Annotated in this window: 12 protein-coding genes and 1 pseudogene; 5 read left to right on the top strand and 8 right to left on the bottom strand. The window is 40.0% G+C overall.

Annotated elements, in window-relative coordinates; all coding sequences use genetic code 11:
• Nucleotides 1-153: 153 nt before the first annotated feature.
• Nucleotides 154-474 (bottom strand): annotated as a pseudogene (locus tag EAE93_RS00555) (ISNCY family transposase); the annotation flags it as partial.
• A 117-nt stretch (nucleotides 475-591) separates the two neighbouring features.
• The gene (locus EAE93_RS00550; RefSeq protein WP_214038842.1) at nucleotides 592-1,629 is read right to left on the bottom strand and encodes an Rpn family recombination-promoting nuclease/putative transposase; all 1,038 of its coding nucleotides are present in this window, start codon (nucleotides 1,627-1,629) and stop codon (nucleotides 592-594) included.
• A 502-nt stretch (nucleotides 1,630-2,131) separates the two neighbouring features.
• Here EAE93_RS00550 and EAE93_RS00545 point away from each other — a divergent pair.
• Nucleotides 2,132-2,977 (top strand): DUF4225 domain-containing protein, encoded by an 846-nt coding sequence (locus EAE93_RS00545; RefSeq protein ID WP_214038841.1) that lies wholly within the window; start codon nucleotides 2,132-2,134, stop codon nucleotides 2,975-2,977.
• Nucleotides 2,978-3,323: 346 nt separating this feature from the next.
• On the opposite strand, the gene EAE93_RS00540 is transcribed toward EAE93_RS00545, so the two are convergent.
• Nucleotides 3,324-3,803: an Hcp family type VI secretion system effector gene (locus EAE93_RS00540; RefSeq protein ID WP_036806741.1), complete on the bottom strand. Its 480-nt coding sequence runs from the start codon at nucleotides 3,801-3,803 to the stop codon at nucleotides 3,324-3,326.
• Nucleotides 3,804-4,174: 371 nt separating this feature from the next.
• Here EAE93_RS00540 and EAE93_RS00535 point away from each other — a divergent pair, with 371 nt between their 5' ends.
• The 3 genes from EAE93_RS00535 to EAE93_RS00525 all read left to right on the top strand — a co-directional run bounded on the left by EAE93_RS00535 (nucleotide 4,175) and on the right by EAE93_RS00525 (nucleotide 9,374).
• The gene (locus tag EAE93_RS00535; protein WP_250150829.1) at nucleotides 4,175-4,972 is read left to right on the top strand and encodes a BPSS1780 family membrane protein; all 798 of its coding nucleotides are present in this window, start codon (nucleotides 4,175-4,177) and stop codon (nucleotides 4,970-4,972) included.
• Nucleotides 4,973-6,543: 1,571 nt separating this feature from the next.
• Nucleotides 6,544-7,338 carry a BPSS1780 family membrane protein gene (locus tag EAE93_RS00530; protein WP_214038840.1) on the top strand — a complete coding sequence of 265 codons (795 nt, stop codon included), beginning with the start codon at nucleotides 6,544-6,546 and terminating at the stop codon, nucleotides 7,336-7,338.
• A 1,235-nt stretch (nucleotides 7,339-8,573) separates the two neighbouring features.
• A complete protein-coding gene (locus EAE93_RS00525) occupies nucleotides 8,574-9,374 on the top strand; it encodes a BPSS1780 family membrane protein (protein WP_214038839.1) in 801 nt (266 codons plus the stop codon).
• Nucleotides 9,375-9,491: 117 nt separating this feature from the next.
• Here EAE93_RS00525 and serS read toward each other — a convergent pair whose 3' ends face one another.
• The 5 genes from serS to lrp form a co-directional block, all read right to left on the bottom strand.
• Nucleotides 9,492-10,781 (bottom strand): serine--tRNA ligase, encoded by a 1,290-nt coding sequence (gene serS, locus EAE93_RS00520; protein ID WP_214038838.1) that lies wholly within the window; start codon nucleotides 10,779-10,781, stop codon nucleotides 9,492-9,494.
• Between the two features lie 106 nt (nucleotides 10,782-10,887).
• Nucleotides 10,888-12,231: a replication-associated recombination protein A gene (locus EAE93_RS00515; protein WP_214038837.1), complete on the bottom strand. Its 1,344-nt coding sequence runs from the start codon at nucleotides 12,229-12,231 to the stop codon at nucleotides 10,888-10,890.
• A 7-nt stretch (nucleotides 12,232-12,238) separates the two neighbouring features.
• A complete protein-coding gene (gene lolA, locus EAE93_RS00510; protein WP_105399144.1) occupies nucleotides 12,239-12,850 on the bottom strand; it encodes an outer membrane lipoprotein periplasmic chaperone LolA in 612 nt (203 codons plus the stop codon).
• Nucleotides 12,851-12,940: 90 nt separating this feature from the next.
• Nucleotides 12,941-16,366 carry a DNA translocase FtsK 4TM domain-containing protein gene (locus EAE93_RS00505; protein WP_214038836.1) on the bottom strand — a complete coding sequence of 1,142 codons (3,426 nt, stop codon included), beginning with the start codon at nucleotides 16,364-16,366 and terminating at the stop codon, nucleotides 12,941-12,943.
• Nucleotides 16,367-16,513: 147 nt separating this feature from the next.
• Entirely contained in the window at nucleotides 16,514-17,008 is a 495-nt protein-coding gene (gene lrp / locus EAE93_RS00500; RefSeq protein ID WP_011145896.1) for a leucine-responsive transcriptional regulator Lrp, read from the bottom strand.
• A gap of 500 nt (nucleotides 17,009-17,508) precedes the next feature.
• On the opposite strand from lrp, the gene trxB reads away from it, so the two are divergent.
• Nucleotides 17,509-18,468, top strand: coding sequence for a thioredoxin-disulfide reductase (gene trxB, locus EAE93_RS00495; RefSeq protein ID WP_214038835.1), 960 nt, complete (start codon nucleotides 17,509-17,511; stop codon nucleotides 18,466-18,468).
• The last annotated feature ends 126 nt before the right edge of the window (nucleotides 18,469-18,594 follow it).

Genomic DNA, 18,594 nt, shown 5'->3' with positions numbered 1-18,594 from the left:
CTTACAACAAATTGAGATTTTGACGAAACAGAACGAATCTGGTTTTAGCTTCGCTGGACAAACGTAAAAGTCCCTTATATAGCCATCATCCTGAATAAGAACAAAAATGCCGATCTTGAATATCGGCATTTTGTTGTGAAAGAGAAGATTAATTTAATGCTTTAACGCTTCAATTTTATCCCGGCTCAGCCCAGTACTGGTGACAATAATGTCCAAACTCACGCCATGCCGTAATAAGGCACAAGCCGTTTCCAGTTTACCTTCCTCCCTACCTTTAACTCGGCCTTCAACTCGGCCTTCAACTCGGCCCTCAATTCGGCCCTCAACTCGACCCTCAACTCGGCCCTCAGCTCGACCTTCCTTTCTACCTTCAGCTCGGCCTTCTGTTCGACCCTGCTCGCGCCCTTTTTGTTCAAGCTGTTCTGCAATAGTCATCAACATCGTTTCATGCTCCGGAGATTGTTGTTCCAGTCTGGCCTGTTTCAGCTTCACCGAGCAAACGTAAAAGTCCTCTGTATAGCCATCATCCTGAATAAGAACAAAAATGCCGATCTTGAATATCGGCATTTTGTTGTGAAAGAGAAGATTAATTTAATGCTTTAACGCTTCAATTTTATCCCGGCTCAGCCCGGTACTGGTGACAATAATGTCCAAACTCACGCCATGCCGTAATAAGGCACAAGCCGTTTCCAGTTTACCTTCCTCCCTACCTTCAACTCGACCTTCAGCTCTGCCCTCAACTCGGCCCTCAGCTCGACCTTCCTTTCTACCTTCAGCTCGACCTTCTGTTCGACCTTCTGTTCGACCTTCCATTCGACCTTCCATTCGACCTTCTGTTCGACCTTCTGTTCGGCCCTGCTCGCGCCCTTTTTGTTCAAGCTGTTCTGCAATAGTCATCAACATCGTTTCATGCTCCGGAGATTGTTCAATCAGTTGATGGACAAATTGGGAGAGATCCAGCGTATGTCCATTCAGTAAAATATAGCGTAACACCACATTGCGCTGCTCAGTTGTATTATACCCTCCATTCAGAAGTTCCACCAATTGGGGGACCCATTCCAGCATATCCCGGCAGCGGATGTGTTTTTGCACCAGCTCCATCAGGGCAACCCCTTTATGCGTCAGGATCTCTTCATCGCTGAGCGCACTGACGTCCACCAACGGAAACGCCTGACGGTATAAGCGGGCAGCCTGTTCGGGGAGCGTAAAACAATCCAGCCACCGGTTTGTGTAAGGATACGGCCGAACCTCCCCATGATAAAACAGCAGCGGCGCCACCAAAGGGAGTTCAGTATGGCCTTTTTTCAGGTGGGCCGCCATTGCTAACATGGCATAATACATCAGCCGCCAGGCCATTAATGGATCAGGGGTAGACTGATGCTCAATCAGACAATAGATATAGCCCTGTCCCCGGGCCGTTTCAACCGAGTAGAGCACATCACTGTGCAGTTGACGCAAATGCTGGTCCACAAAACTGCCGGGTTCCAGTTTCAATGTGGCTAAATCACACAACGACTGGATCTCTTCGGGCAGATAAAGGGATAAAAACTCCCTGGCCGTTTCGGGCCGCGTTAAAAAATGTTTAAATAATGCGTCATGGTGAGGCCGTTGTTTTTCTTTCTTTACCACAATCGTTTCTCTGTCTTATCAGTTAGTCATCGTCACTCATTATCAAAGCTATAATATCGCTGGAAAACCCGCAATCAAGTTACCAAAAACATCTTGCCATATTTTCTCAGGCAGGTCTTTACCGAATGCATTAATATAAGAGCCTATAGAATCAAATATCAGAAAAGAAAAAATGAGGAAACATTATATTCACAACAACGCTAATAACAATAAGCTTATCAAGCATCGAAAAAAATCAAGGCATTAATTTATATAAAATAATTACATCACACTTTTCTTAAATAAAAAAATACATCCAGAAAATAAATAAAGAAATTAGTATTTGTATTGAAGAAAATTTATAACGGATTTTGCTAATAATCCCACGTCTTAAAACACGCTAAAAAAGTATCCTTACGAGTAAATTACAAGTAAAAATAAACCTTGACTTATAATTTCAATTGTATACTTTTAGTACATAACGCTATGTTAAACTAAATTTCAAAGAAACAGGTTACTTATTATGGATGCTTTAGATGAATTTTACGAAAGAAATCCTTCCGCCAGAGGATACTTGGATAACAGTACCAATGAAGAAAGAAAACTCCTAAAAATTCAAATGGATAAACAAAATGAGTTGATGATGCTTATGAACCGAGTTGCCGATAAATATGTAAAATGGAGTCTGGCCAAAGACCATTTTATCGGTGAAGTCATGGCCTATTGCCAAGAAAACACATCAAAGATAAATACCGGGGAGATCTCAATCTCTGAAGCAATAGCTTTATTAGACGAAGAAATCCGATCATTAGAAGAGCAAGATTCAATGCTTTCTCAAAAGAGTGTAAGGCAAGCTATTGTTGTAAAGAAAAAGGTAAACAGTGAAAATGCTAAAAGTAGGAATAATGAGACAGTTAATTTGATTGTCTCATGGATTGGATTTGTATCTGGCAGTATACAACTCATTGGTGGATTTCTTGCTATTGATAGCGGTGTTGGAGCAGCACTTGGAGCACCATTGATGGCTCATGGCTTCAATAATATTATTGAAAGTGGTTATTATATCCTTTATCGCGAAAGCTATACTGGGCCAGTTAAATTCATCTATGAAGGGGTTGGAGAAAAAGCTTTTGGAATGGATAAACGCGATGCTGATGTGGTATATACATCGGTTGATGTTGGTATGTCTATTAATGGTTTTTTTGGTTATAAGCTTGAACCAGACAATCAAAGATTATATCGGTATATAAATGCTGATCTGCTTATTGGCTTAAAACAACGAGGTATAGAAACGATGAATTACAAAGAGATAGCTTTAGAGATTTTCGGTGACGCAAATACCATTTTTGGGCAATATAGATCATATTGAAGGAAGATATAGAATGATAGACTATTTATATATTATTTTTTCTTTACTTGCACTCTATCCATTATATTGTGCTTTTAAGAAACTTTTAATTCCCTATGATGTTTACATTAACCTTTTAGCTATATTACTTATGATGGCGTCTAATATTTTTCATCTAAATGTTGCCTATACTGGTCAAATTCCATTTCTTAGTGTATCCACATCAGATAATGATTTTATGCTATACACTTCTTTTATACTATCTTTCTTGTGTACCATTACATTTATGATCGCATGCGGCAAACATTATAGGAAAAACAAATGGTAATTTTGCCGGTAAAATAACACTATTTTACCGGCAAATAAATTAATAAACGCGATCATCCCAAATACTATAAGCACTTGTCCCTGCTATATGATGAGTCCATGTGATACTCTTATAACGTAAAGATATAGTTTCCTGCGGCTGTGCGCCAGCATGTGTTATCGAATGGGGGTGATAAACAGCTAAATCAACTATCGTCGCCTCAATTACCTTTATAGTGTAATACAATTCCTGAATCCCGAATTGACTCGCTCTGTAAATATCAAAGATACCGTCCAATATTTCATTTTCTGACATCGCTATTCCCAAAAGCGGTGACGATTTATCAACAGGTTTTTTAAATGTTATCGGATGGTGCCTGGCATACTGATCCCAAGTTAAAGAGTGATTAAGGTTATATATGAATATCTGATCTGTACGATCTAACTGACCTTTATTTCCTATTGAATCTATCGATGAACAACCTGCCGATATCAATCCCTGCTTACGGCCCTTTAAGGTTAAATAGATTAAGTCTGACATATGTATTCCTTCTTAGCGTTAAAATGCCAACTACTAACTATTAGTAGGGATTTCCATTCTACAGAAAAAAACACCCAATGGGATTAAAATTATTCCGATCATATGGGTTAGAAGTTAATTAAATTCAGCCGTCAGTTAACATTGAAACACTTTATTACAATTATTATCAATTTGATACAATTAGAAACACTTAGCAATACTTTGTAGGAAATTATTTATCTTTTCTGGTCGTTACTTATATTTAACGCTTGTTGAACAATAGAATTAATATAATATGTTTACCTAATCTCTCAATCTGACTGCATCTTCCGAGATAAAGTCAAAAAGGCGATTTGAAATATCATGTATCAACACATTATTTGAAAAATTATATGGACAATCAAAATCTAAACTCAAACTCCAATGTTATGCCTGACGACAGTCAGGAAATATTTATTCCTGATGGTCAGTCCCTCAACAGCTCTGAAGGTGTGAAATGGATTGGTCAAGCATGGCAACTCGCCAAGGATAAATGGGGCATGTGGATACTACTCTATATTATCTATTCTATATGTATAGCTGGTTTCGTGCTTATTCCTTTTATTGGAATATTTGCCGGGCTTTTGAACCCAGTATTTATCGGCGGTATAATTGCTGTGTGCGAAAAACAGAGAACTACCGGAGAATTCGAACTGGGGCTGTTATTCAACGGATTCCAGAAAAACTTTGCGTCACTGCTCGGCGTTGGCGCTTTAACGTTTGGTATCATACTCCTCGGTGTTATCGCACTATTTATGGGCGGTGGTAGTGCCGTACTTCATATCCTACTAGCCGTTCAACATGGTGAAATCTCAGCCGAAGTGCTTAAAAATGGCCTATCCTCATTACTTCTTAGTCTCTTTATTCTGATGGTTTTCTTAATTGTGAATGCCGCATTGACTTGGTTTGCGCCAGCACTAATTGTCATCCACAATCTGAAATTTGATGCTGCCATATCAATGAGTTTAGCCGCAGTGAGAAAGAATCTATTACCCGGTTTATTATTCTTTATCACCTCCGCGATCATCTTCATAATCTCGATAATGACTTTTGGTTTAGGTTTTCTCATCTCTATACCAATACTTTTAGTTAGTTATTATTCCTCTTATCGCAGTATTTTTATCGGTAAGGATAAATCATCAACATTTTAATCGGCTAAAAGATATTTAGGTTGGCAAGCCTCTCTATTTAAAACGAGGTTTGTTTTTTTATGATGGGAAACTCCTGCCATTTTTCCCTCTTAACCCCGTTTGATTGCCATTATAGGTTGAATTCTTACCGCAAAGCATAAACCATTTAAGGATTATTTAAAACGAGTAAAAAAATCCGAAGTTATACTGATATTGGAAGAAAAAACGTCAAGAAAAATGAAGTCTAAATTGATTAACAAAATGGGAAAATGACAAATCACCGCATTAAGTAAACTTGCCGAAACAAAAGATTTTACATAGCCGTAATACGTTTTCAAAAAATCAGATAAATCATTAAAAGAAGCCGAAAAATCCTTAGATTAACTAGACTAACATAAAAAAATTTAAAAAGATTAAAAGCCATTAAAGAAATAAGCATTGATTTTAATACCATTAATGCCAGATTTTAAAAAAGTACAGGCGCTAAAAACAGCTTATTCCCCGTCGTGTTTAATGCATTTATCGACGATTTTATCCCCCCGATCATTTTACATTTATTTAAACTGCCATAACCATTTAAAAGCACGAACACAGAGAGATTAAGGTTTTTATGTGGCAGGAATATTTAACTATAGTGCAATTTTTTATAAAAGCAATTAATTACACTTAATCGAAATCTATTAACCATTAATAGAGAACTGAAAAGAAATCAGCATGTAAAGGAATATTACCCAAATAGATTGATATTAAGGTGTTTTCTCGCCATTATTTTATGCAGCAAACCATAAAAATGACCTAATAAAAAATGGATAAAACGGTTAATGTGTCGGGATTTAAACCCTGAAAAAGAAAGGGATTATTCGAGAAAACATAAAGGTATATCTTTATATCATCATGCTATTTACTGGTTGATTTATCAAGATAAGATAAAGGTAAAACAGAGCCAGTAAAGATAAAAAAAGTATGATTAATGTTGGTTAAACGAAAAATACGATATTTCATAATGATTAAACTTAATGAAAAGCAGATGTTAAAAGTGGTAAAAAATGGTTAAAACCTTATGCCAATTAAAACCCAAAGTTAAAACAATAGTTTTTAATAACAGTATAAAACCTTCTTTTGGTAAAGCTTATCAGTGAAAACAACAACTTTTTTATTAATACTTATATAACCAATAAGATAATGATATGAATAGGTTAATCAAACAATCTGTTTTCCCAAAAGGGATGATTTTAATAGCGTTTTCAACTACAAGAGTAAATTTTTTCATAACCAATTAAATAATCTATGATGAAAAATCGGCATTGAAATATTAATTAAGCTCTATGAAAGAAGATACAATATATTACAAAGGTGGCTTAGTTATTTAAGTAATGGTAAAACCATTAGTTCAAGTTAAAAAACAAACAAATAGAGAATTATTGCTTATAAATCTACCACTTTATTGGCTAATTACTCCTATTTAGTACTTGTTGGTTAATAAAATTAATATAATATACTTACCAGCTTTTTACGTCCGACCGTGACTTTCAAAGTACAGACAGAAAAAGCAATTTAATAAATTACAAATCGATAATTAAATTGGAAAATACATGGATAATAAGAATCTAGATTTTAATTCCAACACTATATCCAACAATCAGGAGGTATTTATTCCTGGCGGTCAGTACCTCAATAGCGGCGAAGGCATAAAATGGATTGGTCAATCATGGTGGCTCGTCAGAAATAAGTTAAGTATGTGGATACTACTCGGTATTATTTATTGCATCATTACAATAGCTATTCAATTTATTCCTTTCCTTGGGATACTTTATGTAATTTTTAGTTCAGTATTTCTTGGCGGTATTATTACCATGTGTGAAAAACAAAGAACGACTGGGCAATTCAAACTAGGATTGTTATTCAGCGGATTTCAGAAAAACTTTGCATCACTGCTTGGAGTTGGTGCTTTATCGTTTGGCATTATGTTCCTTGGCATTATCACAATGCTTATTATCAGCGGCAGTACAATGGATCAGATATTGTTAGATAGCCAAGATGGTGAGATTCCTGTTGATATATTCGAAAATGATCTCTCTTCATTATACCTTGGTGCTTTTGTTCTGATTATTTTTAACATTTTTGGTACTGCTTTAACCTGGTTTGCACCAGCATTAATCGTTATTCATAATTTAAAATTTGGTGCTGCGGTGTCAATGAGCCTGGAAGCTGTGGAAAAAAACCTACTGCCCGGTTTGTTATTCTTCATCACCTTGACAGTCATTTTCATAATCTCGGTAATGACTTTGGGTTTAGGTTTTCTAATCTCTATACCGGTATTTATTGTTAGCTATTATTCCTCCTACCGCAGCATTTTTATCAATACGAATAAATCATCCACATTTTAATTATCTAAAAAACACATCTACTATTTGCTGAAAGTAATCACTTTATTTTCAGCAAATCATAACGAAGACAAAAAAGCGCTATTTAATCTTGAAATAATTGAGAAACCCTACTATTTCAAACAAAGTTTGTTTTTTATGATGAGAAAACTCCTGCCATTTTCTCGATTAAACCTGATTTATTTACACTTTCACCCCAGAACATAAAGCAGATGCTTTTTAGCACTCTTTTCACAAAAAACAGGTAAAAGCGTTAACCATGAAAGGTAAAAACAGTGATTAAGGATTTTTAAAAATGGATAAAAAATCCGATGCTATACTGATATTATAAGAGAAAACATCAGGAAAAACGGGGTTTAAATTGATTAACAAAGTGGTAAAACGTCAGGTAACTACATTAAGAAAACTTGTTTAAACAAAATATTTTGCACGGTTATAATAATTTTTTAAAAATCATAACCTTAATGCATTTATCAGTGATTTTTACATTTAACTAACCTACCATGATCATTTAAAAGCACAAATATAGAGGGATTAAAACTCTTATATAAAAAGCTGATTTAATTAAATACACGAATCCTGTTACTCACAGCATTATTATGTAATATTTATTATTCAAAACCGCCATATCTTAAATACTCAACATTAAACTTAATACAAGGCAGGTATCAAGCGTGGTAAAAACAACCGTTAAAACCTTATACCGATTAAAATCAGGAGTTAAAACAATGGTTTCTAATAACAGGTTTAAAATCAGTCTATAATAAAGCTATCGGTGAAAAATAAAAAACAAAAATTGAATTTATTAATGCTTATATCCCATGAAGAAGGATCATCAGGATGTAAATAGGTTAACCATTCCCAAAACAACCAACTTTAATGATGTTTTCAACCACAAGAGCAAATTTTTTTATAAACCAGTTAAATAATCTATGATGGAAAATCGGCATTGAAATATAAATATTAATTAATTTTCATGATAGAAACCACAATATTTTACAGAGATAGCTTAGTTATTTAGGTAAGTATAAAACCACTTGAAAAAGCTAAAACACACAACAACACATTGCTTGTAAATTCACCACATCCATTAGGTAATTACTCCTATTTAGTACTTGTTGATTAATAAATTTAATATATTATACTTGCCAGCTTTTTACGGCTGACTGTAACTTTGAAAACTCAGACAGAAAAAGCGATTTAATAAATTACAAGTTAATAATGAAATTGGAAAATACATGGATAATAAGAGCCTAAATTTTAATTCCAACACTATACCCAACAATCAAGAGGTATTTATCCCTGGTGGTCAATCCCTCAGTAGCACAGAAGGTATGGAATGGATTAGTCAAGCATGGAGTCTCGTCAAACGTAAATTGGGTATGTGGATACTACTTAGTATCATTTATTTCATTATCATATCTGGTTTACAGCTTATTCCTTTCCTTGGGATATTTGCAGGGATTTTAGGTTCAGTACTGGCCGGAGGCATTATTGCTCTGTGTGAAAAACAGAGAACTACCGAAGAATTTGAATTCGGGCTGTTATTCAGCGGATTTCAGAAAAACTTTGCGTCACTACTTGGCGTTGGTGCTTTATCGTTTGGTATTATGATCCTTGGTATCATAGCAATGTTTATTACCGGCGGTAGTGCAGTGATTAATATCTTCTTAGCTAGTCAATATGGTGAAATTCCTGTTGACATATTCCTGGGTGATTTGTCCCCATTATTTCTTAGTTTCTTTATTCTATTCATCTTCAGCATTATTGCTGCTGCTTTAACCTGGTTTGCACCAGCGTTAATCATTCTTCATAATTTGAAATTTGGTGCTGCCGTATCAATGAGCCTGGAGGCAGTGAAGAAGAATTTATTGCCCGGTTTATTATTCTTTAGTATCTTTGGGTTAATGATGGTGCTTTCTATCGTGACTTTAGGCTTGGGCCTTTTAGTCTCTATACCCATATATTTCGCCAGTTATTATTCCTCTTACCGTAGCATTTTTATCGGTAAGGAAAAATCATCGACTTTAGTGAACTAAAAGATAAAGATACATTTATTATTTACTGAATTCGGTAATTTTATTTTCAGTAAATTTGTAATTAATAAAATAGACAGCAAAAAGCGCCAAATCTGGCGCTTTTCATTAATACAATAATTAACCAATATACTCCAAACCACCCATATATGGACGCAATACTTCGGGTATTTCAATGCGACCATCGGCTTGCTGATAGTTTTCCATAATGGCAACCAGAGTACGGCCTACAGCCAAACCAGAGCCATTCAGGGTATGAAGTAATTGAGTTTTCTTATCCTCTTTACCACGGAAACGTGCTTGCATACGGCGCGCCTGGAAATCCCACATGTTAGAGCAGGAAGAGATTTCGCGATATGTGTTCTGAGCCGGTAACCACACTTCTAAATCATAAGTTTTACATGCGCTAAAACCCATATCACCGGTACACAATAAGACTTTACGATAGGGCAGATTCAGTAATTGCAATACTTTCTCTGCGTGACCTGTCAACGCTTCCAGCGCATCCATTGATTCATCAGGATGAACAATCTGAACCAGTTCAACTTTATCAAACTGGTGCATCCGGATCAGACCACGGGTGTCACGACCATAAGACCCCGCTTCTGAACGAAAACAAGGAGTATGAGCAGTCATTTTCAGTGGTAGTTCACTTTCATCCAGAATGTCACCACGAACCAGGTTGGTTATCGGAACTTCAGCGGTCGGAATCAACGCATAATGACTTTCCACCTCTTCTTCCAGCGGTTTGGTATGGAAAAGGTCTTCACCAAATTTCGGCAATTGACCCGTACCATATAAGGTTTCATGGTTAACCAGATAGGGAACATAAGTTTCCAAATAGCCATGCTGTTCTGTGTGGAGGTTTAGCATAAATTGCGCTAAGGCCCGATGCAAACGAGCAATTTGCCCTTTCATCACCACAAAACGCGAACCCGTTAGTTTAACCGCGGCGGCAAAGTCCAGACCATTGGTCAACTCACCTAATGAAACATGATCTTGAATCTCAAAATCATATTTACGTGGCTCACCCCAACGGCTCACTTCCAAATTATCGCTCTCATCTTTACCTACCGGTACAGAGTCATCTGGAATGTTAGGGATACTTAAGGCTAAATCACGGATTTCAGCTTGAAGTTTTTCCAGTTCGGCTTTCGCTGTATCCAACTTTTCACCTAACTGGTTCACTTCCTGACGCAGTGGATCAATATCTTCACCACGGGCTTTTGCCGCACCAATAGCTTTCGATCGGGAATTACGTTCTGCTTGCAGGGTTTCAGTTTCAACTTGTAAAACTTTACGGCGCTCTTCTTGTTTGCGCAGCGTATCCACGTCAAGGGTATAGCCCCTGCGAGCCAGTTTTTCGGCGACTGCGCCTAGCTCATTACGCAGTATGTTTGGATCGAGCATGCTAGTCCTGTGCTTGTCGTTATTAAGTTAGATGATATGAATAAGCCCACACAAGTTGATGGGCCATAAGGTATTTTTACCCGTCAACCTTACCGCAACAATAACGTTAGCGATAGCGTTTTATCGGGCTATTTTGATCCTGTTCAGCAAGCCAGGCGAGTTTATCGCCTATTTTACTTTCTAATCCTCGGTTAGCCGGATGATAATAGCGGGTTTCCCGCATCTCAGGTGGAAAATAAACCTCACCCGCCGCATAAGCATTAGGTTCGTCATGAGCATAACGATATTCTTCGCCAAGCCCCATCCCTTTCATCAATGTTGTCGGCGCATTGCGCAAATGTGCAGGAACATCATAGTCAGGTTTCTCCTTCGCATCAGCCATCGCTGCCTTAAACGCGGTATAAACCGCGTTACTTTTCGGTGCGCAAGCAAGATAAACAATAGCTTGGGCAATCGCTCTTTCACCTTCTGCCGGCCCAACGCGCGTAAAACAATCCCATGCAGCAATGGCTACCTGCATTCCCCGAGGATCGGCATTACCAACATCTTCGGAAGCAATAGCCAATAAACGGCGGGCAACATATAACGGATCACCACCGGCGGTAATGATCCGGGCATACCAGTAAAGCGCAGCGTCAGGTGCAGAACCACGAACGGATTTATGCAGTGCTGAAATCAAATCGTAATAACGATCACCTTTATTATCAAAACGAGCACTTCGCTCTCCACTGACCTCTTTCAATAGCGCCGGTGTCAAAACCCTCTCTCCCTGAGCATTGGTTTCTGCCATATCCGCCATCATTTCCAGCAAATTCAATGAACGACGGGCATCGCCGGAAACCAGCTCCGCAATCATGTGACGGGTATTTTCAGGCAAAATGATATTCTGTCCATGATAACCGCGCTCTTTATCATTCATTGCCTGATCAAGTACTTGCTCAATCTCTTCTGTTGTCAATGATTTAAGCAGATAGACCCGTGCCCGTGAAAGTAATGCGGAATTCAGTTCAAAAGAGGGGTTTTCTGTTGTCGCACCGATAAAGGTGATCGTGCCATCTTCAATGTGTGGCAGAAAAGCATCCTGTTGGCTTTTGTTAAAACGATGTACTTCATCAACAAACAGGATAGTTCTACGCCCTGCATTCCGGTTTTGACGCGCCTTTTCAATCGATTCACGTATCTCTTTGATGCCGGAAGTGACCGCAGATATCCGTTCAACATCAGCCTGAGCATAATGCCCAATAATTTCAGCTAATGTTGTTTTGCCTGTCCCCGGCGGCCCCCATAAAATCATGGAGTGAAGTTGTCCAGCCCGGATAGCCCTTGGAAGTGGTTTTCCTTCTGCCAGTAAATGCTGCTGGCCGATATATTGCTCTAATGCCATTGGCCGCATACGCGCGGCCAACGGCTGGAATTCATTTTGTGAAAAATCGAGTGACAGGTTATTCACTTAAACCTCACTGGCGCTGATCATCCAGCGTAACGCCTTTCGGTAGCGTAAAACTGAACTTTGCCGCATCCACATGGGTATTTTGCTGCCCTTTTAATTGATAAGCACTCTTTTGTCCATCCTGTTCTATGGCAGAAAATTTTTGGATAGTACCATCCGTCGTGACGGTGATCGAGAAGCGTTTCAGATTGCCAGCGACATTATTCGGCGTCAGTTCAAAATCATTTCCTTGCTGGCTAATTTTATATTGAGACCAATCTTTAGCATCGTTACGAGTAATTAACATAAACGGCGTGTTACCTGTGGCATCTTTCAACCAATTAGCCGTTACCTGTTCAACAAACGGATTATAAAACCACAATGTTTTACCATCCGATACCAAGACGCTTTCATCAGGTGATGTCATATGCCAATTAAATAGGTTTGGACGCTTAACCCACAATTGTCCTTCACCTTCCTGAATTGTTGCCCCATCATCACTGGTGACTGTCTGAGTAAAACTGGCATGAAAACTATTTACCTTACCCAAACGCTCCTGCAAATTCTGGCTAGCATTTGCCCATGCCGCATTGATACTCATGCCAGCCATTAAACAACCAATCAATATCAGCTTTTTCATGTAAGAAATACCTTTCTCAGCGTTATTACTTCTTTTTTCTCAACGTTATTACTTCAAGTGATTTACTATCAGGGTCTTCAATATTCACTATCAACTCTCATGTGGCGGTGGGGCCAATACTTCACGATTACCATTATGACCTGGAGCACTGACAATCTGTTGCGCCTCCATCTGTTCCACAATACGCGCCGCTCGGTTATAACCAATGCGGAATTGACGCTGGACGCCAGAAATCGAAACTCGCCGTTTTTCCGTCACAAATTGAACTGCCTGATCAAACAGAGCGTCTAGCTCTTCATCACTGTCAAAGCCTAAGCCACCCTCAGTATCATCACCACCACTGAGAATGCTATCAATATATTCTGGACGTCCGCGAGCTTTCCAATCATTCACCACTTCATGAACTTCCTGATCCCGAACAAAGGCGCCATGAACACGCACCGGAATCGAGGAGTTTGGCGCCAGATAAAGCATATCCCCCATGCCCAACAGGGATTCAGCGCCGCCTTGATCAAGGATGGTGCGGGAATCAATTTTGCTGGAAACCGTAAAAGCAATACGCGTCGGAATATTCGCTTTAATCAAACCGGTAATAATATCGACCGATGGACGTTGGGTCGCCAGAACCAAATGGATACCGGCAGCACGCGCTTTCTGCGCTAATCGTGCAATCAGCTCTTCAACTTTTTTACCGACAGTCATCATTAAGTCAGCAAATTCATCGACCATGACAACGATGTATGGCTCTTTTTTCAGTACTGGATGAGTAATATCCATGCTATCACCGGGCTTCCAGAATGGGTGAGGGATTGGGCGTCCCATTTCTTCTGCCTGTTTAACCTTTTCGTTATAACCCGCTAGATTACGCACCCCTAATGCGGACATCAGTTTATAACGGCGCTCCATTTCACTAACGCACCAGCGCAGTGCATTAGCAGCATCTTTCATATCGGTAACAACTTCGGTTAACAGGTGCGGAATGCCCTCATAAACCGATAGCTCCAACATTTTCGGGTCAATCATAATAAAGCGCACATCCTCTGGTTTCGCTTTATAGAGAATACTGAGGATCATGGCGTTGACGCCAACAGATTTACCCGAACCGGTTGTACCCGCCACCAGCAAGTGCGGCATTTTACCTAAATCAGCGACAACCGGCTGACCACCAATATCTTTACCCAATACAATGGTTAGTGGCGATGGATTATCACGGAACTTTTCACAATCCAATACTTCACGCAAATAGACCGTCTGACGTTTTTTATTCGGCAATTCTAAACCAACATAAGGTTTACCCGGAATCACTTCAACAATACGCACAGCGACCGCGGATAGAGAACGTGCTAAGTCTCTTGATAAATTGGAAATACGTGCTGCTTTAACACCCGGAGCTAAATCCAGTTCAAACCGGGTAATCACCGGACCGGGTGAGAAACCGACGACATCAGCTTTAACTCGATAATCACTCAGACGCGCTTCAATCAAACGGGACGTTTGCTCAAGGGCAAACATATCAACGGGTTCTTCTTCTGCTAAAGGACTGGTTAACAGTTCGAGCGAAGGCATTGGTGTCGTTGGTTTTGGCAACGGTTGATCGTTACGAACCAAAAATGGATGAAATAAGCTATTTTGCTGCGGTTGCTGCGGTTGCTGCGGTTGCTGCGGTTGCTGCGGTTGCTGCGGTTGCTGCGGTTGCTGCGGTTGCTGCGGTTGCTGCGGTTGCTGCGGTTGCTGCGGTTGCTGCGGTTGCTGCGGTTGCTGCGGTTGCTGCGCAGTATTGTGTACAGGCGCTGACGCAAAAGCAATTTCTGTGGGCCGTTCTGATTGATTTTTCGGCGCGGATTGAACAGAAGGCATAAACAGCGGCTCTGTTGGCTCCTTTTCAACTAAATCTTCAACCGGCGAGAAGTTATTTAAAATCGATAAACTCTCCAGAGCCGAGAGCTCTTTTTTCTCTTGGCGACTTTGCTCTTGATAACGCTTATGTTGCGACTGCTCAACTGTCTGTTTAACAATCTCTGTCGCTGTTTGAGCCTGTTCTTCCACCGAAGGCCGATTTTCCGGCTCAAATAAATTCTGTCTTATTTGAGGCTGAATTGAGACCTGTTTTTCTGTATCCGTCGTAATACGATAACGCTCGCGCTGTTGCTCAAGAAATTGCTGACGCAGCAACGCTTCTTGCTGTTCATCAACATCAATATCATCATCCGATCCATCTACTTGCTGTTTGATCTCATACTCACGCTGCTGTTCTGCAAGACGTTGTGAAGGAACTTTGATTCCATACAGTTCACGGCGGGTTGGAATACGGACAGGATTAGGACGAGGTAGTTCTGGCCCGATTCCTTGTTTAACCTGAGAGTTACCCGTTATAACCGTTGCGGCGGTTGCTGCTATAACACTTTTTTGCTCTGTATTTTTTGGTTCTGTTTCAGGCATAAAAGTGAAAGTATCACTACTGTTTTGGCTATTTTTGACGGATTCAAATGTTGGCGTCCCTTGACGGTTAAATTCCGATATAGGTTCAGCATGGTACTCAGCGGGAATTTCAAACGTATAACGAACAGGTTCGTCGTTATTATTCTTTTCACTCTCTTCCACTAATGGCTGAGGCTGTACAATATCATCATCAGATGTATTGACCAGAATTTTAGGTTCAACATCAATATCAGCCATATTAATGGTAGGAATATCCGTTGGCTGTTCTTGTTCGATTTCTGTTTTCACTGATTCTGGTTCATCCAGTTCAGTTTTTGCTAACTCTGCGGCTGAAGGTGCTGTAAATAGCACATCATCATGATCAATATCAGCCGCTGTGAATTCAGGTTCTGTTTTATCATAGGCGAGATCTTCCCGCTCAATAACCGTTTCATCGTATGGCGTATATTCTTGTTCATTACGGCTGCGGTTGGTAATAAATCCTATTGCCCCCAGAATCACTGCCCCTGTTTTTTCAGCAATAGTTAACCATGACCAGCCAGTAAATAGCGTAAACCCAATCGCCCAAATACACAGCAAGACTAAAGTCGCGCCCAATTCATTAAACCAAGGCAACATTGCGCTGCTAAACAGACTGCCAATAATCCCGCCGGAAGCAAAGTAATGGAGATCGTCAACATTCAGCGCCGCTAATCCACATGAAGTTAAGACGATTGCCAATGCGCCAATAACGCGCAAAGCCAGCGCGAAGAAATCGACATACTCCCGGTCATCATGTTGCCTAAAAGCAGTCCAACAACCCAATATCATCACCGGGGGAATGGCATAAGCTAGAATACCAAATGCAGAAAACAGCGTATCGGCCAACCATGCGCCAACCCCGCCACCCAAATTATGCACCGGTTCATGCCATGCAGTCTGAGACCAACTGGGATCAGAAGGATTAAAACTGACAAGCGCGACCATCAGATAAGCCGCCAGGATGACAATAACAAGCAACACAGCTTCTAACAGCCTGCGCCCACTACTCAGTCTCTTTAACTTAATATTTTTATCTTCTGTATATTCCTGGCTCAAGAAAGGCTCTCCAGGTTTCCTGTTGATTTAACGGAACAATTGATTTAACGGAACAACGCCGAGATAGCTCAGCGTTGAAACTGTATGCATAAACAGGAGTGTACCTAAGTTTTTCCAGTTTTGCACCTGTACATTTTTGGTAAGATTTTAGCGCGTCTTAATGACCAGACGGTTGCTCTGCTTAACTTCTTCCATTACAACATATGTGCGGGTGTCATTAACACCTGGCAAACGCAACAAAGTTTCGCCTAGCAACTTACGGTAAGCTGACATGTCTGGTACGCGGGTTTTTAACAGATAGTCGAAATCACCGGAAACCAAGTGACATTCCTGAATCTCTTCCAATTTTTGTACAGCAGCATTGAATTGTTCAAAAACATCTGGAGCGCCACGGTTTAAAGTAATTTCAACAAATACCAGCAAAGATGCATCCAAATAGTGAGGATTCAGCAATGCCGTGTATCCAGTAATAAACCCTTGACGTTCCAGACGACGAACACGCTCCAGGCACGGGGTTGGAGACAAACCTACCCGTTTAGACAGTTCTACGTTAGAAATTCGCCCATCTTTTTGTAGCTCATTTAGGATATTACGATCTATGCGATCAAGATCTTTTCCCGGACGTTTTTTATTATCTATCATCTTGTTGATCTCTCTTTATTTTCCTACACCCATAACATTTTCCCCTATCTCTCTGAGTTTGAGTTGGAAAAGATGTCTTAAAGTTAAAGCCTCGCTCTATCAGCGTAAAGCAACTCACAGGCCATTTTTTTAATGCTACACAAAAGAGGATTATCCGCATGTCGATTTTTATGGAAACGAATTTAGCGAGGTGGATAATTATCTCTTACAGTGATGTTTTCGCAAATGCACAGCCGATTGTCAAAGTAAATGAGCAAAAATCAGAACAACCTGTGGAACAAATTTTCAGTTAATCGTTTCGATAGTCTACCATTAATTGAAAACGAACAAATGAAATACAAACAGCACTAAAAGAACACTTTTCTCAGGTTAAAATCATTATTAGTTAATATCTATCGGTAAAATCGTTAGTAACATGAGTCTTTTAGCTTTTTTTACCCTCCTATTTCTCCTACAATCCCTCGATATTCGATTAGGTGATAAATGGAAATGAGGTATTCATGAGCGCCGCCAAACACCACAAACTCATTATTCTTGGCTCCGGTCCAGCAGGCTATACCGCCGCGGTTTACGCTGCCCGAGCAAATTTAAATCCGGTTCTTATTACCGGGGTCGAAAGAGGCGGTCAGTTGACTACCACCACCGAGGTCGAAAACTGGCCTGGCGATCCGGAAGGTCTGACTGGCCCTGGGTTAATGGAACGCATGCATCAACATGCTGAAAAATTCCAAACCGAAATCATTTCTGACCATATTCAAAAAGTTGATCTGCAAAACCGGCCTTTACGCCTTTATGGTGATGAACAAGAATATACCTGTGACGCACTGATTATCGCAACAGGCGCTTCCGCCCGTTATTTAGGTTTACCTTCTGAAGAGGCATTCAAAGGACGTGGTATTTCAGCCTGTGCAACCTGTGATGGTTTCTTTTACCGTAACCAGAAAGTCGCCGTTGTCGGCGGCGGTAACACCGCCGTAGAAGAAGCCTTATATCTGGCAAATATTGCAGCAGAAGTTCACCTAATTCATCGCCGTGATACTTTCCGTTCAGAGAAGATCCTAATCGGTCGCCTGATGGATAAAGTAAGAAATGGCAATATCATCCTGCATACCGATCGTATTCTGGATGAAGTACTCGGTGATGATATGGGCGTTACCGGTGTTCGCCTACGCGATACCAAAAGCGGCGCTACAGAAGAATTAGCGGTTACCGGCACATTCATTGCTATCGGCCATACTCCCAATACCGCTATCTTTGAAGGCCAATTAGAACTGGATAATGGTTACATTAAAGTTCAATCCGGTTTGCAGGGTAACGCCACTCAGACTTCAATTCCCGGTGTATTCGCCGCCGGTGACGTTATGGACCATACCTACCGTCAGGCAATTACATCCGCCGGTACAGGTTGTATGGCAGCCCTTGACGCAGAACGTTTCCTGGATGGGCTAGCCGCTAAATAAATTCTTTTTCTTTCAAGGCGCTATTTCGGTAGCGCCTTTTAACATGTAACATATCGGCAGGATGCTGATACATAGGATATGTCCAGCCTTTTGGTACACCATTACCCTCACCTGCTAGATTAGAAT

Source organism: Photorhabdus akhurstii, assembly GCF_018448925.1.
GTDB lineage: Bacteria > Pseudomonadota > Gammaproteobacteria > Enterobacterales > Enterobacteriaceae > Photorhabdus > Photorhabdus akhurstii.
The sequence above is the reverse complement of the archived record's forward strand: the minus strand, read 5'-3'. Positions and strand labels throughout refer to the sequence as shown.